Consider the following 20,095-nt stretch of genomic DNA (forward strand, 5'->3'; position numbering starts at 1 on the left):
ACCACTCCTTATCTATAAAATAACAGCTCAATAAAAAAGACCAAATCACACATGCACGTTTCAGCAAACACACTCAATATTTGCTCGTCGTGAATGTCCCTTTGATCTGATCTACGTAATAACTATGTTTCTCACGATAGAATAGCTGATTGAATTTATTTTTAATTTACCATTATTTAGAGGGATTATCAATGAATTAGGTGTACGAACCTAAGATAAGCAGATGAAGATGAAATTGTCGTGCACTACACTCTATTTTAATCTTTTCCCACATAGCAAATACCATAGCAAACTGATTTTTTATGACCAGTTACTATGGTATGTTATTGTGTAATTATAAAACAGAGTTATCTATCTGCATGTTTAATTTAGCTAATAGTTTGTCTGTTCTATAATAATTTACTTGAAAATGGGTAAACCGACCTTTGTCAATAGAATATAGGTTATAGCCATAATTTTCTTCAAACCTTACAATCCCCTGACCTTCATCTTCGCCAACAAAAGACATGCCAGCTACCGTATAATAGGGAATCCCGTTTATGTGGTGTAAATACGGATGATGTGTATGGCCAGTTAATATACCTAAAATATCGAAATCTTTTAATAATTGAATGATTTCCTCTGCTTCTGGCAATGTCGGCATACTACTTTGTTCCCTTAACAAATGATGATGCATGACTAATAGGATAGGCTTATCTGACAATTTTTTTAAAGTTATTTGCAACCAATCTTTTTGTTCCTTATTCATATGGCCATCAGGATTGTCATATTCTGAATTATCTAGACTAATAATGTGAAATTCTGGATAAGTTTGTACAACGTTATATGGTTGTTCACTTCCTATTTGATTAAGCCAACCAATTCGAAAGTTTTTCTTTATATCATGATTTCCTAATGTCACAATCATCGGAATTCCCTGTAAGATAGTTTGTAACTTTTGTTTTAAAAAAGCGTAGTCTTCTGGCTCACCGTCTTCTGTGAGATCACCACTGATAATTACTAAATCAATTTTTTTTATTTTTAATAGACTGGTTAAAGAGGACTCTAAGCGAATCAACGGATTTTCCATTTTGGTTAACATTCCTTTATAACCATCTTTTGCTTTTTCATAATTTCTACGAAAATGAATATCTGATAAATGTAAAATATCCATACTATCTCAATTTCTTTCTAATTAATTCTGTTACTTGATCTAAAACAAAAATTGTCAATACAACACCTATTAATAGAATACTCACTTTACTCCAATTTCTTGTTTGGATCGCAAAAATTAATGGTGCTCCAATGCCCCCAGCACCTACTAAGCCTAAAGTAGCTGCACTTCGAATAGCAATTTCAACATGATTTAATATCAGAGAGCTATAAATAGGTAGTAAAGAAGGGATTCGCACATAAAATAACTTTTGCCAAAAATTTGCCCCCACAGCATCCATACTTTCGATCAATTTTTCATCCATACTTTCTAATTCTTCTGTGAACAACTTACTCAACATCCCAATTTGGTGAACACCAATTGCCATTACTCCAGCAAATGGGCCGGGCCCCAAGACTTTTACAAAAATAATTGCTAAAATTAATTCTGGAAAAGCGCGTAAAATATGGCTACCAAGCTTGCCAATCTTTGTTAAAAAAGGTGCAGATGGCCACAAATTAACGGCACTAAATAAAGTTACTGGTATTGCTAATACAGTTGCAAAAGAAGTACCCAAACAAGCAATTGCAACCGTTAAAATAAGTAAACTTACTAAATCTTCCCCACTCCCATCGTAGACAAAGGACCAATCTGGATGCCCCAATCCAATAAATACATCTATCGCCATTTTTAAAGAAAATGTTTGAAGTCCTGTATAATCGATTCGTGTAAGTGTAATGAAAAATAGTAAAATTAGTACTACTGTTGATACTATTTTCTTTTTACTTATTTCTGTTATGATCATAATAACGTTCTCCTAACATATGCACTCAACCAATCAACAACTATTTCCATTACCAAAATGACTAGAATGATGATACCCACGCGATCATATTTAGCTAAAGAAAGGGAGGTGTTTAAAATAATCCCAATGCCTCCAGCACCTACATAACCCAATACTGTGGATGCACGAACATTTACTTCAAAGGCGTAAAAAGCATACCCAAAAAATTGACTGGCTACTTGCGGGAAAATAGACCATACAGCAATTTGTAATTGAGTGGCTCCTGTTGCTTCGGTAGCTTCAATTGGCCCTAAATCAATTGTTTCAATTGCCTGAAACATTAATTGTGATAACATACCAAAAGTAAAGATGGTAATTGTCAGGACACCTGTTGCTTCACCAATACCAAAAATCGCCACCATTAATGCCGCAAGTAAAAGTGTCGGAATTGTCCGAATCAAACTTAGAAAAAATCTTAATATTAACAACCCTATTCTGTTTTTTGTGACAACATTTGAGGCTAAAAAGCTAAAAGGAACTGCTAAAAGGAATCCTAGTATCGTGCCTAAAAAAGAGATTTCCAATGTCTTGATTAAAGGTGTAATAATTTTGGGTAAAAATGAAAAGTCTGGTGGGAAAAATTGCTGCAAAAAGCGACCAATTTGGCTGAAATTAGTAAGAATTTCAGTAAAATCCGCACCAGTAACAGCAATACTACTTTCTATACAAATAAATATAATAAACAATATAAATAGTTTTTTATACCATAGAAAATGGATAGTATCTTTTATCTTCATACGTTGTTCTCCGCCATTTCTACTTCTTCAAAGATTGCCATTCCGTAAATTTCTTCTAAACGAGTATCAGTCAATTGTTCTGGAATCCCATCAAAAACAACTTCACCACTTTTTAAAGCAATAATTCTTGTGGCATACTCCCGTGCTAAAGAAACAGAATGTAAATTTATAACGATAGTTTTCCCTAGTGTCTGATTAATCGTTTGTAAATCGTTCATCACTTTTTTTGTCATAATAGGGTCCAATGAAGCTACGGGTTCATCTGCCAAGATGATCGGCGCCTGTTGAACCAACGCACGTGCAATAGAGACACGTTGTTGCTGTCCGCCACTTAATTCATCACTACGTGTATGCAGTTTATCCACAAGTCCGACAGCATTTAAAGCTGCCGTTGTTTTTTGATAGTCTTCCTTAGTAAATAAGCCAAAGATACTTTTCCAAGTAGAGTAATAGCCCAAACGCCCAGAGAGAACATTTTTTTGTACAGAGCTGCGTTTTACCAAATTAAAATTTTGTGAAATAAGACCAATTTGTCGGCGAATCAAGCGCAGCTTTTTTTTCTTAGCCTGAGTAATTGACTGATTGTTTATATGAATTTCACCTTCCGTTATTTCCACTAGCCGATTAATCGATTTCAAAAAGGTGCTTTTCCCAGCACCGCTCAAACCAATAATGGCCACAATTTCGCCTTCCTTAATTGTCAAGTTAACATTTTGTAATCCTTTTACCCCGTTTGGATAGGTTTTAGATACATTAGTAAAAACAATCATTTTGATACTCCTTTAATTGATTAGATTAGTCTTAGTGATTATTCTGCTGCTTTTTCTGTATATGCACGGATTGTATTATATGCATCATCTGCTGCTTCTTCATAACCTAAATGCCCCCATAAATTCATAGCTTCTTTTCCTTCAGGGTCATTTTTCATCTCTAAAAATGTTTCTTTGATCTTTTCTTTTAGATCAGTTGACATTTTTGGATTGACTGCAATTGCATCGTTAGGGATATCACCTTTTGTTAAATAAAGGACACGTAATTCTTTGGTTAAATCTTTATCTGGAAAGGCTGCATTAAAAACATTTCGCGCTCCTTCAAAAACAAAGGCTGCATCCATTTGGCCGTTTAAAACGGCAGTAATTTCGCTGGGAATATCATTTACCGTCGTTAAAGTAGCTTCTTGTACGGGATCAATTCCTAAATCTTTTAACTCAGCGACAGGATAAATATAGCCGCTTGCAGAATTAGGATTCAATGTTGCGATTTTTTTATTTTTTAAATCTTTTAATTCTTTTAAATTACTATCATTACGGACTAAAACTTCACCTTTAAAGGTTGTCGATAAAACATTGTCTAAAGGCTCACCTGTTTTTTGATCATAATCTTTCAACTGTGAAGTTAAAATCGCTTGCGCCGCGTGCATATCTTTTGCACGTACGTAGGCTGCAGGTGGCATGATTCCTAAATCTACTTTTCCAGAATCCATTGCTTCAGAAATCGTCGAGTAATCTGTTGCTAAGGTTACCTCCACTTCAAGATCTAATTTTTTTGACAAATATTCTGCAAAAGGTTTTGTCTTCGCTTCCATACTGCCATCATTATTCGTAGGCACAAATTGAACGACTAATTTATCTGATGTTACTTCTTTTTTCTTTGCTTGACTCATGCCACAACCGCTTAACCCTAGAATAAGTAAACTTCCCAAAACAATTGATGTCACTTTTTTTAAACGCATTTTTTCTCCTCCTAAAAATAAATGTTTCGTTTACAAAGGAAATCATAGCAAACTTTTAAAGTATTAAATAGAGACACAAGTCCTTATTTACACTTTATTTACATACAATTAACAAAAATAACAAAAAAATATTCGTTTTTTATCTGGAAATATTTTATAATGAAGCTAACAATAAATAAAGGTGCTGACAGTTTTTATGAAATATTTGAAAAATAGACAGAAATTACAAGAATATATTGATTTATATCAATTGCAGAGTTACATGGATACACCATTAGCAGAAATTGGCCAATTAGTAACATTTGAAAAATCCGAACATTTAATTGAACTCGATCAATCCTCTAACCATTTATACTTTCTTTTGGAAGGAAATGTTATGATTTATACGCCTACATTAGAAGATCAGAAAGTTTGCATCAGCTATACTCACCCAATTGCGCTCTTAGGCGAAGCCTCTTCTTTATGGAAAAAATCACCAAAAAGTAATGTTTTGGCTAATACTGCGTGTCTTTGTTTATGTATTCCGTTAAATGAACACCGCACAGTGTTACAGAATGATTTACTTTTTTTACAAACCATTTGTCTTACCTTAAGTGAGCGACTTAACTCTGGTGCACTTCTGGCTTCCTCTTTGATAGAGCCTGTTGATGTTCGCTTAGCAAAATATATTTTAGCGCATCAAAAGAATAGTTATTTCAATTGTAAACTAACCACTTGTGCAACTACATTAAACGTTAGTTATCGTCATTTAACACGCCTCATTACACAATTTAAAAAAGAGGGCCTCATTCAAAAAGAGAAACAAGAGTACCTCATCCTTAATCCAGAAAAATTGACAGATATAGCAAAAATGAAACGATAAAAAAAACTAAGAAATTAGATTTTTATCTAATTTCTTAGTTTTTTATTAGTTAATCATTCTTTGACTAGCGTACAGCTGTTTAAAAGATATTTTTTACAAGACTGGGGACAACAAGCGTGAAAAGTTTTGCTTGAAGCGTAGCCAGTACCCTTGTTTTTTAATTATCTCGTCGGTTAGTAAGACACTTTTTTCTATATCTTCTTCAAAGACTTGCGCTAACATCCACGCAATGTCGGGATTGTAAATAAACGTACTTACCTCAAAATTCAATGAATAACTGCGAATATCTTGGTTTGTTGTGCCAACCATAGCTAATTCATCATCAATTACCATTGTTTTTGCATGAATAAACCCACTATCATAAATATAAATTTTAATGCCGCGTTTGTGTAAGTAATTCGCGTAATATTGTGTTGCGCGGTAAATAAAGGGATGGTCAGGCATACAAGGAATCATAATTCGTACGTCGACACCCGAACGAACCGCCACTAACAACGCATTAATCATACTATCATCAGGGATTAAATACGGTGTTTGAATCCAGACACTCTTTTCTGCAGAAAAAATCATCCGGACAAACCCGCTTTTCAAAATTTCTTCTTCTGAATCAGGACCATCTGAAACAACTTGTAAGGACAAATGCTCCACTTCATGATCTTCTGGTAATTTAAAATATTTTTCATGATACGTCATACGTTCTTCAGGATATTTGACTGAAGCATTCCAATCCATGATAAATATCTCTTGCAATGAAAATACGGCCGTTCCGACCAAACGAATATGGGTATCTCGCCAGTAACCAAATTTTTCGGTGACATTCAAATATTGATCCCCGACATTGAACCCGCCAGTCCAGCCAATTTTGCCATCGATGACAACAATTTTTCGATGCAAGTGATAATTTAGACGTGTTTTACGGATCATATCGCGTGAAGTAATAAAGGGAGCTACTTTTCCTCCAGCGTCAACGTAACGAGCAAAAAACTTTTTATTTGCGCCTGGTGAACCCCAAGGATCGTAAATTAAGTAAACTTCCACGCCTTCATGCAACTTTTCGATTAATACATCTAAAAATTGATTGCCAATCGTGTCATTAAAAAACGCATAATATTCCACATGAACGGTTTCTTTCGCTGCACGAATATCTTCAAATAATGCTTGGAATTTTTCTTGGCCATCTGTGAATAATTGCAAACTATTTCTTTTGGCCAACGGTGATGCGTCCATATTCCGGAAATAACGATTTAAAACTTTCGCATCATAAAGTAAATCATAACGTTTATCGCGCCCTGCTTTTTTGTTATCAATGTCCACTTTTTCTTTAATTCGTTGAACCATTTGTTTTTCATCATCAGACAATTTAAATACTTCTTGTCCATCGATACCCCGCCCACAGAATAAGTAAATAATAAAGCCGATACCAGGCAAGAAAATCAACGTCATCATCCATGCTAAAACGCTGGAAATACTACGAGGTTTTCTAAAAACAGTAATTAAGGCAGCAATAACGTTAATTACTAATAAAAATAACAAAATCCAAACAAAAATTTTCATCGCTTACCTCCTTCTTACTTCATACTAAGATTATATCAAATAACAGTTAAATTAGGCGAATAATATGAGCGAGTATTCAAAAAAGAATTCATTTCTATAAGTGTTTCGCCTTTGATTCTCAGTTTTTCTGTACTATAATGAGGGCTGGATGTAAAGATTTTGAAAAGAGGTACTTATTTTATGGTCGTTGATTTGAAAATGTTAGCTATGATTTTTATCATTAATTTTGCGTATATTACCTTAAATACTATTCGTTTTATGTTAACGATGAAAGGTTATCGGGTTATTGCACCGCTGGTTAGTATGGCTGAAATAACAATTTATGTCTTAGGGCTAAGTATGGTTCTGAATCGGTTAGACAATCCTTTAAATTTACTTGTTTATGCGCTTGGTTACGCTGTTGGCATTAGTGTAGGAATTAAAATCGAAGACTATTTGGCCTTGGGTTATATTATGGTATCGGTTATCCTCCCTTCTACTACTGAACAATTTCATTTACCAGAAACACTTCGTGAACACGGCTATGGTGTTACACAAAGTGTTGCCTACGGACGCGAAGGAGAACGAATGGTTTTAGAAATCCTTTCCCCAAGAAAAAACGAACGTACATTGTACAAATTAATCAATCAATTAGAGCCGAGAGCATTTATCATTTCCTATGAGCCTAAGTTCATTTCTGGTGGTTTTTGGACGAAAAAAGTTCGCAAAAGAAATGACGCCATTTCTCACTAAGAAGCGGCGTCATTTCTTGTTATTGATTTTTAGTTTACATAATAATATTATCGTAACTTTAATTTATTCTAAGATAACTTAGAGAGTTCGTACCTAGTTGCTCAATCAATTGTTGCATAAAAACTAAGCGTTCGATGGCCGATCGGTTAGCAATTTTTTCATAATAAAATGCTAGAATATCCGACTGTGCTTCTAAAGGCTCGGCTTGTTCCGTTGCTACTGGTAAAAGGAGTTTTAAGTGGTCCTGGTCAATCGTAATCACTTGGGTCAAGTGCAAACTTTCTTGAAAAATATTAGGCACAGTACTGACTTTGCGGCCTCGAAGAGCTTGTTTGATGACTCTTCTCGCTTGCGAAAGATAGTATTCAGGATTTACGTCCCCTAGCAAGTCATATAAAGCGCTGAAGGCTTCTGGCAAGGATTGCTCTTTGCCCAAGTAATCAAAATAACGAGGAATTGTTGGAACCTCTGTCTTTTCTTTTTCAAGCGTAATTATAGATAGTTGTGCCGAGGCCAATTTTTGTTTTTGATAAAATGAGGGGCCACCGCTCACGCCAAAAAAATAGTCTTCCTCTTCTGGAAACACTTGTGGCCAAAAAGATTCAGCTAGCCAAAATAATTGCTCTGTTACAGTTCCTTTAAACTTAGGAAGTTCGTCTTCAGCCATGGTCAAACTCGCAACTTCAGCTGCCGTATAAATAGGAAAATTCAAACGATATTGACGATTTTCCCGAATGATTAACTGACAATCAATCATTTCTGATAAAAATTGTTCTAACTTGGCTTCTGTTGCAAAGGCCACTTTTAATTGTCTTAAAATGATTCTTTCTTCCCGATGTTCATACATAAAAGTAACAAGAGGGAAAAAAAGTGAGTGGTTGAGCAAATGATTGTATTGTTTCGTTTGTTGCGGAGAATGATAGTAAATTGCTAAATCATTCATGTTAACGCCCCTTTACTATTGAAGCGCCTAAGCAACAAGGAATTTATCGCGTTGCTTAGGCGCTTACGGTTTTAGTTAAAGACTTCTGTTAATTGTGGTACTACTTGTTTTTTACGAGAAACAACGCCTGGTAAGAACGCACGATTGTTAACTAATGTTACATTGAACGCTGCTTCAATTTTGGCTTGTTCCGCACCAATCGCTAATAATTCAGAATCACTGTCTAAGATATTCGTAATAATTAAGACAAACAAGTCATAATTATTGGCTGCATTTTCTGCGGCCATAGCTGCTTCTAATTCAGCTTGACGATCTAAAACTTCCGCTAAATCGACGGTATTTACTTGGGCAACGCGAACTGTTTTGCCGTTCATTGGGAAGCTCTTAGCATCTAAATCTAAAAGGACTTCAGCTGATTTATCGCTTAAACTTGTTCCTGCTTTTAATAAGTCAAGACCATAGCCTTCTAAATTAATTTCAGCAATATCAGCTAGGGCGTGCGCTGCATCGATGTCTTCTTGTGTGCAAGTTGGTGATTTAAATAATAATGTATCAGAAATAATCGCTGAGACCATCATACCAGCAATTTGAGCTGGAATTGTCACGTTATTTTCTTTAAACATTTTATAGATGATTGTACTGGTACACCCAACTGGTTCTGCACGATAATACAATGGATCTGCTGTTTCGAAGTTGGCAATCCGGTGATGATCCACTACTGCTAAAATGTTTACTTCAGCGATATCTGAAATGCTTTGTTGGAATTCGTTATGATCCACTAACATGACTTGGTTTGTTTCGCTAGCTGCTTCAGTGACAACACGTGGTGCTTCAATATTGAAGTAATCTAAGGCATATTGTGTTTCTTCACTTGGTGTTCCTAAAGCGACAGCTTCTGTCTCTTTTCCTAATTCTTTTTGTAAGTAAGCAAAACTAATTGCTGCTCCGATAGCATCTGTATCAGGATTTTGGTGTCCAAAAACTAAAATTTTTGACATAATACACACTCCTTGGTTTTGATTCACTCTTAATGATAACAAAAAATAGAAAAGAAACAACAAAAAAATTGTCTTCTTTTCTATTTTTTCGTTTGTTAACGTGCTAGATAACCTTGATAGTCCTCGACATGTAGTAGTTTTTTCGCATTTTCAACACGATCATTTTTAGGAGGCTCAATTCCTTCTAATGGATAAGGAATACCTAGTTCTTCCCATTTGTACTTGCCCATCGTATGGTAAGGAAGCACTTCAACTTTATCTACATTGTTTAATGTTTTTATGAAGGCATCCAGACGGATTAAATATTCGTCGTAATCACTACGTTGAGGCACCAATACGTGGCGAATCCAAACAGGTTTGTCAATTTCAGATAAATAGGTAGCCATCTCTAAAATATTATCATTTGATTGCGTTGTTAACAGTTTATGTTGCTCGTTATCAATATGTTTGATGTCAAATAAGAGTAAATCTGTATACTTCATCAATTCATCAAATTGACTAATGAAGGGTTCTTCCCGAGTAAAAGGTTTGCCACACGTATCTAAGGTTGTATGAATGCCTTGTGCTTTGGCTTTTTTAAATAAATCGATTAAAAAGTCCATTTGCAATAGCGGCTCACCACCACTGACAGTGATACCACCCTTTTCGCCCCAATAAGAGCGAAAACGTAATGCTTCCTCTAATACTTCGTCAGTCGTCACCACACGACCACCGGAACCAATTTTCCAAGTATCTGGATTATGACAAAATTGACATCTCATGCGACACCCTTGTGTAAATACGATAAAACGGACACCTGGGCCATCAACGGTACCAAAATTTTCTGTTGAATGAATTCTACCTGTAACTGGTGTTGTCATAATGATCCCTCTTCTTTCAAACGAAAAGGATGACACGTTAAATGTCACCCTTTCAGTTAAATAATGTAAATGTTTTTTATAGTCTGTCGTGTGAAGTTCTTGAAATAACGTCTGCTTGTTGTTCAGGAGTTAAGTCACGGAATTTCACGGCATATCCAGATACACGGATAGTTAAGTTTGGATATTTTTCTGGATGTGCTTGTGCATCTAATAATAATTCGTTTGTAAATACGTTTACGTTTAAGTGGTAACCACCTTTATCGAAGTAGCCATCTAATACGTTACGTAAGTTGTTAATTCTTGTGTCGTCGTCTTTACCTAAACCATTAGGGTTGATGGTTTGTGTATTAGAAATACCATCTAAAGCGATTGTATATTCTAAACGAGCTGTTGAGTTTAATGAAGCTAACAAGCCATTTTTCTCACCTAAGAATTTACCGTCTTGATAACTTGGGTTCGCACCTGGTGCAAGAGGTTTGCCGGCACGACGTCCGTCAGGCGTGTTCCCTGTTGCTTTACCATAAACAACGTTTGAAGTGATTGTTAATAATGAAGTCGTTGGTTTAGAGTTACGGTATGTGTGTTGACGTTTAATTTGTGTCATAAAGTAATCTAAAATCCAGTTAGCCATTGCATCGGCTTCTTCGTTATCGTTTCCGTATGTTGGGAATTCTTTTGTTGGTACATAATCAATTGCCATACCATCTTCGTCACGGATTACTTCTACTTCACCGTGTTTAATTGCCATGATACTATCAGTCGCATGAGAGATTCCAGCAATACCAGTTGCGAATGTCCGTTGTAAATCAGTATCCATTAAAGCTAATTGTGGTGCTTCATATGCATATTTATCATGCATGTAATGAATGATGTTTAATGTGTTAACGTACAATTCAGCTAACCAGTCTAAGATGTCTTTATAGCGTTCCATGAATTCGTGGTAATCTAATTTGTCACCAGTCATTGGACGATATTTTGGTGCTACTTGCATTTTAGTTTTTTCATCGACTCCGCCGTTAATTGCATAAAGAACAGCTTTCGCTAAGTTCGCACGAGCGCCGAAGAATTGCATATCTTTACCCATAACTGTTGCAGAAACACAACATGCGATTGCACAGTCGTCAGAGCCCCAGTTTTCACGTAATAAGTCATCGTTTTCAAATTGGATAGATGAGCTTTCTTTCGCGATTTTAGCTGCATATGTTCTGAAACCTTCTGGTAAGTGAGAAGAATACAATACAGTTAAGTTAGGTTCTGGAGATGGTCCCATGTTTGTTAATGTGTGTAAGATACGGAAGTCATTTTTGGTAACTAATGAACGACCGTCAATACCCATACCAGCAATAGATAATGTTGCCCAAATTGGATAACCAGAGAATAATTGGTTGTATTCTGGGGTCCGTGCAAATTTAACCATACGTAATTTCATGATTAAATGGTCAATCATTTCTTGTGCTTCGAATTCAGTGATTAAACCAGCTTCTAAGTCACGTTGGATATAGATATCTAAGAATGCTGAGATACGACCAATTGACATTGCCGCACCATTTTGAGATTTAATGGCACCTAGGTAACCAAAGTATAACCATTGGATTGCTTCTTGCGCATTTGCAGCAGGACGAGAAATATCGAAACCATAAGAAGCAGCCATTTGTTTTAAGTCATTTAACGCACGGTATTGTTCAGAAATTTCTTCACGTAAGCGAATAACATCGTCTGTCATTTCTTTGTTACCGGTGTTATCATGATCTTTTTTCTTTTGTTCCATTAAGTAGTCGATACCATATAATGCGATACGACGATAGTCACCGATAATACGGCCACGGCCATAAGCATCTGGAAGACCAGTAATGATTTTGTTTTTACGTGCTAAACGCATTTCAGCTGTGTAGGCATCAAAAACACCTTGGTTATGTGTTTTTCTGTATTCTGTGAAGATTTTTGTCATTTCTTCGTCAGTTTCATAACCATTTGAAACTAAGGCATTGTTCGCCATTTTAATACCACCGAATGGCATAAATGCTTGTTTTAATGGTACATCTGTTTGTAAACCGACAATTTTTTCTTCTTCTTTGATTAAGTAACCAGGTTCATGTGACGTAATAGTTGCTGGGATATCGCTATCCATGTCATAAACGCCATTTTTTTCATGTTGGATTTCAAATAATTCTTGTAGTTTTGTCCATAATTTGTCAGTGCTTGGAGCGATTGGTTCTAAGAAACTGTCGTCGCCTTTGTACTCTGTGTAGTTGTTTTGAATAAAATCACGAGTGTCAACGCTTGTTCTCCATTTGTCGCCTTTAAAGCCTTCCCATTGTTTCATGAAGTGTTTGCCTCCTTAGTTAACTGCTACTTGATTGTATGTAACAGCTTTATGTGATTAGTATAACACATAACCTTTTAGATGCAAGCGTTTTTTTATTATTTATTGCACTTTCTTAATAAATAAATGGGGAGAAAAGATTATAAACACTTATATATAAACATTTATACTTGTGAAAATAAGAACGATTTATAGTTGTTATCACTTGTGAAAAATGTACTTCTGTATTAAAAACAGCAGCCATCTGTATTAATACAGATGGCTGCTGTGGAGATATTTATAACACAGTTCAGTTTGTTTGTTCTTCTTCAATCACTGCAGAATGCATCTCGTGGACTTCCATTACTTGGCCATCTTTTTGTTCATCGATGACAAAGGAACCGTTGGATGTTCGTTCACTGATTGGATAGTTTTTCGACTGAATAACTTCTTGTGTGCCTTTTTGCGTAGTAACTAATAAATCTAAATCGGTACTTTCAGACATAAAGACAACACGATGTGGATTTTTCTTCAATTCCCGTAAGACCATTAATCCACGTTTTGCTCGTCCTAATTGTGTTAATTCTTGGGCTAACATGCGTTTAACACCGCCACGTTGGGTAACGATGACAATCGGTGTATCCCCTTCAGAATGAACCAGTAAACCATTAACGACATAATCGTCTTCTTTGAGGTTCATTGATTTAACTCCAGCCGCTTTACTACCTACGACTGGTACTTCATATAATGGATAGCGTAAGCCAAAACCGCGATTGCTAACGAGGAAAACATCCAATAAGTCTTGATCATTTGTTAAATAAACATTGGTAATTTCATCTTGGTCTGATTTTAATTTCATACAAGATGTCGGGCGGCTCTTATAAGTGCGCCAAGGCTCAAAATCAGCCATTTTGGTTTGTTTAATCATGCCAGCTTTTGTAATGAAAACAAAGGTTTTTGTCGGACTTAACTCTTTATAAGGATATACAGCAATAATCGATTCATCGATAGCAAGATTTAAAATGGTTTGAGAAATATGTTCGCCAATTTCTTTCCAGCGTAAATCTGGCAACTCATGGACGGGGCGATAGATCATATTTCCTTTATTTGTTACTAGTAAAAGATGATCTAATGTATTGACTTCGCCAGCATATAGTAAAAAGTCGCCTTCTTTCATGCCGATTTCTTCTGGTTTTGATGCTGTATAAGAACGAATACTACTCCGCTTGATATAGCCTTCGTGCGTCACGGTTACGACCACGTCTTCCTGTGCAACTAACACGGCTGTTTCAATCTTGATTTCTTGGATTTCCTCTTCAATTTGAGTTAAGCGCGGATTGCCATATTGCTTTTTAACTTCGCGAAGTTCTTTTTTCATGACTGAGAATAGTTCTTTTTCATTGTTTAAAATGTTCAATAACTCAGCAATTTGTTGTTCTAAAGTTTTCGCTTCTTCTTGTAAATCAGTAATATCTGTATTAGTTAAACGGTATAGCTGTAAAGTAACGATTGCTTCAGCTTGTTCTTCAGTAAACGCATAGTCGGATACTAAGTTCTTCTTCGCATCTTTTTTATCTTTACTGCCACGAATTGTTGCAATCACTTTATCTAAGATAGACAATGCTTTAATTAAACCAGCAACAATGTGCTCACGTTTGCGAGCTTTGTCCAACTCAAATTGACAACGGTTAATGATAACTGATTTGCGGTGCGTAATGTAACTTTCTAAAATCCGTTTTAGTCCCACTTGTTGCGGGGTCATGTTGTCGATGGCTACCATGTTAAAGTTGTAATTGATTTGCAATTCAGTGTTTTTAAATAGATAATTTAAAATACCTTCTGCATTGACATCTTTTTTTAGTTCAACAACAATTTGCAAGCCAGTTCTGTCACTTTCGTCACGAACTTCGGCAATACCGTCTACTTTTTTATTTAAACGGATTTCATCCATCTTCTTCACTAGCGTTGCTTTATTGACTTCATAAGGAATTTCAGAAATGACAATTTGTTGTTTGCCGCCTTTTAAGGGCTCAATCTTTGTCTTCGCACGTAAAATTACTTTACCACGGCCGGTTTCGTAGGCTTTTTTAATTTCTGCTTTTCCTTGTAAGATCCCACCTGTTGGAAAATCTGGTCCTGGAATGTATTCCATTAATTTCTCTAAACTTGCATTAGGATGATCAATTAAATACACGGTCCCATCAATAATTTCCGCTAAATTATGTGTAGGAATTTCTGTTGCATAACCTGCTGAAATCCCCGTTGAGCCATTTACCAATAAATTAGGATATTTGGCTGGTAAAACAGTGGGTTCTTTTTCTGTATCGTCAAAATTCCAGACGAAATCGACGGTATTTTTGTCGATATCTTTTAACAACTCACCACTTAACTGTGATAAACGAGCTTCTGTATAACGCATCGCCGCTGGTGGGTCGCCATCCATACTTCCGTTGTTTCCGTGCATTTCAATTAGTACTTCCCGTAATTTCCAGTCTTGACTTAGACGCACCATCGCTTCATAAATACTACTGTCGCCATGGGGATGATAATTCCCCATAATGTTTCCGACAGATTTTGCTGATTTACGAAAGCCTTTATCAAAGGTATTGCCGTCTTTATTCATTGAAAAGAGAATGCGGCGTTGTACTGGTTTTAGCCCATCTCGAATATCTGGTAGGGCCCGTTCTTGAATGATGTATTTGGAATATCTTCCAAAACGATCGCCCATTACTTCTTCAAGGGTTAATTCTTGAACTTCTTGGCGTTTTTCCAAAATTGTCACTCCCTACTCTATGTCAAACAAACTGATTTCAGTGTCATCGGTTTGTTCTGCTTCTTTTGTTTTTTCCGCATCTAAAAGACTTTCTCCTGTTGGTGCAGAAGTGTCTTCTTCTGAACGATCTAAAATACTGCCATCTTCTTCCAACGTAAATTGAACATGTTGCTCAATCCATTTTCGACGAGGTTCGACTTTGTCGCCCATTAATGTGGTCACACGGCGTTCTGCTTGAGCTGCATCATCAATCCGAACACGAATTAAGGTTCTAGTTTCAGGATCCATCGTTGTTTCCCAAAGTTGTTCTGCATTCATTTCCCCCAGACCTTTATAGCGTTGGAGCATATAGCCTTTACCAACTTTATCAATCACTTCTGCCAATTCACCATCGGTCCAAGCATACTCAATGACTGATTTTTTTCCAGTTCCTTTAGAGACTTTATAAAGAGGTGGTAAGGCAATATAGACTTTGCCAGCTTCAATTAATGGTTTCATATAACGATAGAAGAACGTTAATAGCAACACTTGAATATGGGCACCATCGGTATCCGCATCGGTCATGATGATGATTTTATCATAATTACAATCTTCAATTGAAAATTCAGGACCAACGCCTGCGCCAATCGTATAGATCATAGTATTGATTTCTTCATTTTTCAAGATGTCTTGCATTTTCGCTTTTTCCGTATTAATGACTTTTCCTCGTAGCGGTAAAATGGCTTGAAATTTCCGATCGCGTCCTTGTTTTGCTGAGCCACCGGCCGAGTCTCCTTCGACAAGATATAGTTCATTTTTCTTAGGATTTCTAGATTGAGCCGGTGTTAATTTTCCAGAAAGTAACGATTCACCTTTTTTCCGTTTTTTACCGTTCCGGCTTTCTTCACGAGCTTTGCGAGCCGCTTCACGGGCTTCACGGGCTTTAATCGCTTTCCGAATTAATGATTGACTCATTTCACTGTTTTCTTGTAAATAGAAGCCCATTTGTTCGCCTACGACGTTATCGACAACGGTTCTTGCTAAAGGTGTACCTAATTTCCCTTTGGTTTGGCCCTCGAACTGTAGTAAGTTTTCTGGTACTCGAATAGAAAGGACGGCTGCTAAGCCTTCACGGAAGTCGCTACCTTCTAAATTTTTATCTTTTTCTTTTAATAGTCCCACTTTCCGCGCATATTCATTGTACGCCTTTGTCATTGACGTTTTCATACCGACTTCGTGGGTACCGCCATCTTTTGTGCGGACATTGTTAACGAAAGATAAAACATTTTCAGAATAGCCATCGTTGTATTGGTAAGCTAATTCAACTTCAATACCTTCTTTGGCTCCTGAAAAATAAACAACGGGTGTTAATGTATCTTTTTCTTCATTTAGATAGGCAACAAATTCTTTAATGCCTTCTTCGTAGTGAAAGACTTCTTCTTTGGGTTCTTCTCCACGTTCATCTGTTAAAGTAATTTTGACGCCTTTTAATAAGAAAGCTGATTCTCTCAAACGTTCTGCTAAAATTTCGTAAGAAAAATTTGTCGTAGAGAAAATAGTGTCGTCAGGTAAAAAAGTAACAGAGGTACCGTTGCGTTTTTTTGTTTTGCCGATTTTTTTTAAGGTACCAACTGGTTTACCGCCGTCCTCAAATCGTTCCATGTATTCTACGCCATCACGAACAATATGAACTTCTAACCACTTAGATAAGGCATTAACAACACTGGCACCCACCCCATGGAGTCCGCCTGAAGTTTTATAGCCACCTTGGCCAAACTTACCACCCGCATGTAAGACAGTAAAAATAACTTCTACTGTTGGGATACCAGAAGCATGCATCCCTGTTGGCATTCCGCGGCCAGAGTCTGCAACACAAATACTATTATCTTTTTGGATAGTTACGTTGATTTCATTCCCGTAGCCAGATAACGCTTCATCGACTGCGTTATCGACAATTTCATAGACTAAGTGATGGAGTCCACGGCTATCGGTTGAACCGATATACATACCAGGTCTTTTCCTCACTGCTTCCAATCCTTCTAGGACTTGGATAGAGGCATCATTGTACTCATTGTTAATTTTTTTAGCCAAAGAAAAAACTCCTTATACTTAGATTCTCGTTTAGTTAATAAGCGTACATTAACTATTTCTTAAAGAATTAGAAGAAGAGTGAGCCGGTTTCTTGCGTTTTCAGTTCGCTCCTTCTAAAACCATCATTACAATAATACTCTATCTGGGTCAAAAAAAAAAGAGCTTTCCGTTCAGGACGCTCTTTCTTTATAAAATTACACGTGTTTATTCAGCATCTGCCATTTTTGCCAATTCAATTTTAATACAACGGTCCATAATAACTTGACGACCTTCATTTAATAACAAGTTCGCTGCCTCTTCGTTTTCCAAACCTAGTTGGGCCCAAAAGACAGGCGCTTCTGTTTTCAATGTTTCTGCGGCCACTTCTGGCAAAAATTCACTCCGCCGAAAGACGTCAACAATATCAATCTTTTCAGGAATCTCTGTTAATGCCCCATAAACCGTTTCACCAAGCACCGTTTCACCTTTTAAAACTGGATTGACAGGCAATACACGATAGCCATGTTGCTGTAAAATTTCCGCAATTTTGTAACTCGTGCGGTCGGGCTTGTTACTCAAACCAACCACCGCAATATTTTTTGCTTGTTTTAGAATATCAAAAATTTGATTTTGACTTGGATTCTCAAATGTCATTCACTCAACCCCTTTTTTCGTTCTTATTTATTATAACGCTGAGTAAAGGGTTTTGGCAAAATTATTCTCTGAATACCGACAAAATAATTATTGGCTTTGCCAATCTGCTGGATAAGTCACGTAGACAAACCGGGCATCACCCGTCACTGAAAATTGAATTTTGCTACTTTTCGGGATTAAAATAATTTCACCGGCTGTTGCAGAAATTTTACGTCCGTCAATCAGTATATCCAGTTGTCCTGAAATAATATAATCAATTTCATCGTATTCTAGTGTCCAATCGAAGGTGGTATCTTTCATCACCATTAAACCGCAACCAAGGCGCGGGCTTTCTTCTAAAGAAAACAGATCTTTTGTGTAAACAATGTCCGCTGGGTTGCCTGTATCTAAGCGATCGTCTTCTGTTACGTCGATTTCGGGTAATTTGATGGACATAATTCCACTGGGATCCACTTGTTTAGTCGGCATTAATTTTTCTGTGACAATTTGTCGAACAAGCGTTTCAATCATTTCACGATTTAATTCTGTCATATTTACACCTCGTTATTTCACTTCTGTTTCGGGTTTTCCTAGCATTCGATTTGCCATAAAGATAGCCACAAAAATGGCGGTAATCCCTCCAACTAATTTGCCAACAATCATTGGAAAAATCATTTCTTTTGCTACACCTGCAGTAAAACCAAGGTGGTCACCTAAAACGAAAGAAGCCGAAACAGCAAAAGCGATATTAATAATTTTTCCTCGATTATCCATGTCTTTTAACATTTGGAACATGGGAATATTGTTAGCTAATGTAGCAACCATTCCTGCAGCCGCTACTTCATTCATTCCTAAAACTTTTCCTAGTTTCATCAATGGTTTATTAAAGACTTTCGTAATCACAGCTACTAAACAGAAAGCGCCAGCTAAAGTTAAAGCAATCCCGCCAACGACTTCAATTCCTTCAGTAACTGGTGCAATGCCAGGAATCACTGTAATTCCTAATAATAGTTGAATCGCCCCCACAACTAAACCAAAGATAGCGACAATCACTACGCCTTGACCAAAAATTTGGAAGCCTTTAATCATGCCTTTTGGCGCTAACCATAAACCTAAAATAATTAAAGCGGCAACAATAATAATTGGAATTAAGTTAGGAACAATCAATGACAATGGCATGCCTGCTGTTAGGCCACCTGCTAATAAACCAAAAGGAATTGTAATAATCCCGCTCAAAACACCTGTTGCTAAGAATTGTTGGTCGTCTTTTTGGATAATGCCAAGCGCTACTGGAATTGTAAAGACTAACGTTGGTCCCATCATTGCACCTAAGATTGCCCCCGCAAATAAACCAGCTTGCGGATTATTGGCTAATTGTTGCGCTAACGCAAAACCGCCCATATCATTGGCCAATAAGGTTGTGGCAAACATTGCTGGATCAGCCCCTAGTAATTCATAGACAGGAACGACAATCGGACTTAAAAGATTGGCTAAGACAGGCGCTAAAGTGATAATCCCTACCATAGAAAGCGCTAGAGAACCCATAGCCATAATCCCTTCCTCAAATTGCTCCCCTAAACCTAGTTTGTTGCCAATACATTTATCGATTCCTCCAATAATCATGAAAAGAACCATAATATACATAATAATTTCATTAATGCTCATGTCTCGTCCTCCCTATTCTTCCTCTGTAGAATCAATGACACCAACAATCATTGCATCAATTGGGACATTCGGATCTTCTGCCGAAATACGGGCAGCATTGCCTTGACTAATTAACACTTTGTCCCCGACACCAGCTCCAGCGTTGTCAGCAGCAATTAAAAATCCTTGCTTTTCGTCCTCTTGATTCAAAATATCAACCATCATAAATTTCCAGCCATTTAATTTTTCATCTTTTCTTGTTGACCAAAGGCTACCAGTCACTTTTCCTAAAAGCATCGT

At 36.7% G+C, this 20,095-nt stretch carries 18 protein-coding genes; 2 read left to right on the forward strand and 16 right to left on the reverse strand.

The genetic code is table 11. From position 1 onward, the window contains the following. Window positions 1-334: 334 nt before the first annotated feature. The 5 genes from IGJ41_RS07015 to IGJ41_RS07035 are packed head-to-tail and all read right to left on the reverse strand — an operon-like array spanning window position 335 to window position 4,445. Window positions 335-1,153 (reverse strand): metallophosphoesterase family protein, encoded by an 819-nt coding sequence (locus tag IGJ41_RS07015; protein ID WP_002381898.1) that lies wholly within the window; start codon window positions 1,151-1,153, stop codon window positions 335-337. 1 nt (window position 1,154) lies between these two features. Then, on the reverse strand, window positions 1,155-1,937 hold the full coding sequence (locus IGJ41_RS07020) for a PhnE/PtxC family ABC transporter permease (protein WP_002381897.1): 783 nt from the start codon (window positions 1,935-1,937) through the stop codon (window positions 1,155-1,157). Further along, window positions 1,934-2,713, reverse strand: coding sequence for a phosphonate ABC transporter, permease protein PhnE (gene phnE / locus IGJ41_RS07025; RefSeq protein WP_002360273.1), 780 nt, complete (start codon window positions 2,711-2,713; stop codon window positions 1,934-1,936). Before phnE ends, IGJ41_RS07020 begins: the two co-directional genes overlap by 4 nt. After that, window positions 2,710-3,483, reverse strand: a complete 774-nt coding sequence (gene phnC / locus IGJ41_RS07030; protein ID WP_010827430.1) for a phosphonate ABC transporter ATP-binding protein — start codon at window positions 3,481-3,483, stop codon at window positions 2,710-2,712. Before phnC ends, phnE begins: the two co-directional genes overlap by 4 nt. A 38-nt stretch (window positions 3,484-3,521) precedes the next feature. Beyond that, window positions 3,522-4,445 carry a phosphate/phosphite/phosphonate ABC transporter substrate-binding protein gene (locus tag IGJ41_RS07035; protein ID WP_438714142.1) on the reverse strand — a complete coding sequence of 308 codons (924 nt, stop codon included), beginning with the start codon at window positions 4,443-4,445 and terminating at the stop codon, window positions 3,522-3,524. Window positions 4,446-4,641: 196 nt separating this feature from the next. Between IGJ41_RS07035 and IGJ41_RS07040 the strand changes: the two genes are divergently transcribed. Beyond that, window positions 4,642-5,307, forward strand: a complete 666-nt coding sequence (locus IGJ41_RS07040) for a cyclic nucleotide-binding domain-containing protein (protein WP_010827432.1) — start codon at window positions 4,642-4,644, stop codon at window positions 5,305-5,307. 93 nt (window positions 5,308-5,400) lie between these two features. On the opposite strand, the gene cls is transcribed toward IGJ41_RS07040, so the two are convergent. After that, the gene (gene cls / locus IGJ41_RS07045; protein WP_002381891.1) at window positions 5,401-6,861 is read right to left on the reverse strand and encodes a cardiolipin synthase; all 1,461 of its coding nucleotides are present in this window, start codon (window positions 6,859-6,861) and stop codon (window positions 5,401-5,403) included. A gap of 180 nt (window positions 6,862-7,041) precedes the next feature. Between cls and IGJ41_RS07050 the strand changes: the two genes are divergently transcribed. After that, window positions 7,042-7,593, forward strand: a complete 552-nt coding sequence (locus IGJ41_RS07050) for a DUF2179 domain-containing protein (RefSeq protein WP_002361848.1) — start codon at window positions 7,042-7,044, stop codon at window positions 7,591-7,593. A 58-nt stretch (window positions 7,594-7,651) separates the two neighbouring features. Here the strand turns inward: IGJ41_RS07050 and IGJ41_RS07055 are convergent, their stop codons facing one another. The 10 genes from IGJ41_RS07055 to IGJ41_RS07100 all read right to left on the reverse strand — a co-directional run bounded on the left by IGJ41_RS07055 (window position 7,652) and on the right by IGJ41_RS07100 (window position 20,092). Then, window positions 7,652-8,536: a DUF1803 domain-containing protein gene (locus IGJ41_RS07055; protein WP_438714144.1), complete on the reverse strand. Its 885-nt coding sequence runs from the start codon at window positions 8,534-8,536 to the stop codon at window positions 7,652-7,654. A 71-nt stretch (window positions 8,537-8,607) separates the two neighbouring features. Next, window positions 8,608-9,534: a manganese-dependent inorganic pyrophosphatase gene (locus tag IGJ41_RS07060; protein ID WP_438714146.1), complete on the reverse strand. Its 927-nt coding sequence runs from the start codon at window positions 9,532-9,534 to the stop codon at window positions 8,608-8,610. 95 nt (window positions 9,535-9,629) lie between these two features. After that, the gene (pflA, locus tag IGJ41_RS07065; RefSeq protein ID WP_002357530.1) at window positions 9,630-10,394 is read right to left on the reverse strand and encodes a pyruvate formate-lyase-activating protein; all 765 of its coding nucleotides are present in this window, start codon (window positions 10,392-10,394) and stop codon (window positions 9,630-9,632) included. A gap of 76 nt (window positions 10,395-10,470) precedes the next feature. Next, the gene (pflB, locus tag IGJ41_RS07070) at window positions 10,471-12,717 is read right to left on the reverse strand and encodes a formate C-acetyltransferase (RefSeq protein WP_002357529.1); all 2,247 of its coding nucleotides are present in this window, start codon (window positions 12,715-12,717) and stop codon (window positions 10,471-10,473) included. 289 nt (window positions 12,718-13,006) lie between these two features. Further along, the gene (gene parC / locus IGJ41_RS07075; RefSeq protein WP_002357527.1) at window positions 13,007-15,469 is read right to left on the reverse strand and encodes a DNA topoisomerase IV subunit A; all 2,463 of its coding nucleotides are present in this window, start codon (window positions 15,467-15,469) and stop codon (window positions 13,007-13,009) included. Window positions 15,470-15,481: 12 nt separating this feature from the next. Beyond that, on the reverse strand, window positions 15,482-17,539 hold the full coding sequence (gene parE / locus IGJ41_RS07080) for a DNA topoisomerase IV subunit B (protein ID WP_002381887.1): 2,058 nt from the start codon (window positions 17,537-17,539) through the stop codon (window positions 15,482-15,484). A 204-nt stretch (window positions 17,540-17,743) separates the two neighbouring features. Further along, window positions 17,744-18,172, reverse strand: a complete 429-nt coding sequence (locus tag IGJ41_RS07085; protein WP_002377361.1) for a CoA-binding protein — start codon at window positions 18,170-18,172, stop codon at window positions 17,744-17,746. Window positions 18,173-18,259: 87 nt separating this feature from the next. After that, on the reverse strand, window positions 18,260-18,703 hold the full coding sequence (locus tag IGJ41_RS07090) for an ethanolamine utilization protein EutQ (RefSeq protein WP_002357522.1): 444 nt from the start codon (window positions 18,701-18,703) through the stop codon (window positions 18,260-18,262). A 12-nt stretch (window positions 18,704-18,715) separates the two neighbouring features. Beyond that, a complete protein-coding gene (gene eutH, locus IGJ41_RS07095; protein ID WP_153853768.1) occupies window positions 18,716-19,816 on the reverse strand; it encodes an ethanolamine utilization protein EutH in 1,101 nt (366 codons plus the stop codon). A gap of 12 nt (window positions 19,817-19,828) precedes the next feature. Then, entirely contained in the window at window positions 19,829-20,092 is a 264-nt protein-coding gene (locus IGJ41_RS07100; RefSeq protein WP_002357519.1) for a EutN/CcmL family microcompartment protein, read from the reverse strand. Window positions 20,093-20,095 lie beyond the last annotated feature (3 nt).

This window comes from Enterococcus sp. DIV1537a (genome assembly GCF_051712085.1).
Taxonomy (GTDB): domain Bacteria; phylum Bacillota; class Bacilli; order Lactobacillales; family Enterococcaceae; genus Enterococcus; species Enterococcus faecalis.

Excerpts from the sequence above, each read along its gene's own strand:
- IGJ41_RS07015 (WP_002381898.1), bottom strand. The coding sequence starts at position 1,153 with ATGGATATTTTACATTTATCAGATATTCATTTTCGTAGAAATTATGAA.
- IGJ41_RS07020 (WP_002381897.1), bottom strand. The coding sequence starts at position 1,937 with ATGATCATAACAGAAATAAGTAAAAAGAAAATAGTATCAACAGTAGTA.
- phnE (WP_002360273.1), bottom strand. The coding sequence starts at position 2,713 with ATGAAGATAAAAGATACTATCCATTTTCTATGGTATAAAAAACTATTT.
- phnC (WP_010827430.1), bottom strand. The coding sequence starts at position 3,483 with ATGATTGTTTTTACTAATGTATCTAAAACCTATCCAAACGGGGTAAAA.
- IGJ41_RS07035 (WP_438714142.1), bottom strand. The coding sequence starts at position 4,445 with ATGCGTTTAAAAAAAGTGACATCAATTGTTTTGGGAAGTTTACTTATT.
- IGJ41_RS07040 (WP_010827432.1), top strand. The coding sequence starts at position 4,642 with ATGAAATATTTGAAAAATAGACAGAAATTACAAGAATATATTGATTTA.
- cls (WP_002381891.1), bottom strand. The coding sequence starts at position 6,861 with ATGAAAATTTTTGTTTGGATTTTGTTATTTTTATTAGTAATTAACGTT.
- IGJ41_RS07050 (WP_002361848.1), top strand. The coding sequence starts at position 7,042 with ATGGTCGTTGATTTGAAAATGTTAGCTATGATTTTTATCATTAATTTT.
- IGJ41_RS07055 (WP_438714144.1), bottom strand. The coding sequence starts at position 8,536 with ATGAATGATTTAGCAATTTACTATCATTCTCCGCAACAAACGAAACAA.
- IGJ41_RS07060 (WP_438714146.1), bottom strand. The coding sequence starts at position 9,534 with ATGTCAAAAATTTTAGTTTTTGGACACCAAAATCCTGATACAGATGCT.
- pflA (WP_002357530.1), bottom strand. The coding sequence starts at position 10,394 with ATGACAACACCAGTTACAGGTAGAATTCATTCAACAGAAAATTTTGGT.
- pflB (WP_002357529.1), bottom strand. The coding sequence starts at position 12,717 with ATGAAACAATGGGAAGGCTTTAAAGGCGACAAATGGAGAACAAGCGTT.
- IGJ41_RS07085 (WP_002377361.1), bottom strand. The coding sequence starts at position 18,172 with ATGACATTTGAGAATCCAAGTCAAAATCAAATTTTTGATATTCTAAAA.
- IGJ41_RS07090 (WP_002357522.1), bottom strand. The coding sequence starts at position 18,703 with ATGACAGAATTAAATCGTGAAATGATTGAAACGCTTGTTCGACAAATT.
- eutH (WP_153853768.1), bottom strand. The coding sequence starts at position 19,816 with ATGAGCATTAATGAAATTATTATGTATATTATGGTTCTTTTCATGATT.
- IGJ41_RS07100 (WP_002357519.1), bottom strand. The coding sequence starts at position 20,092 with ATGCTTTTAGGAAAAGTGACTGGTAGCCTTTGGTCAACAAGAAAAGAT.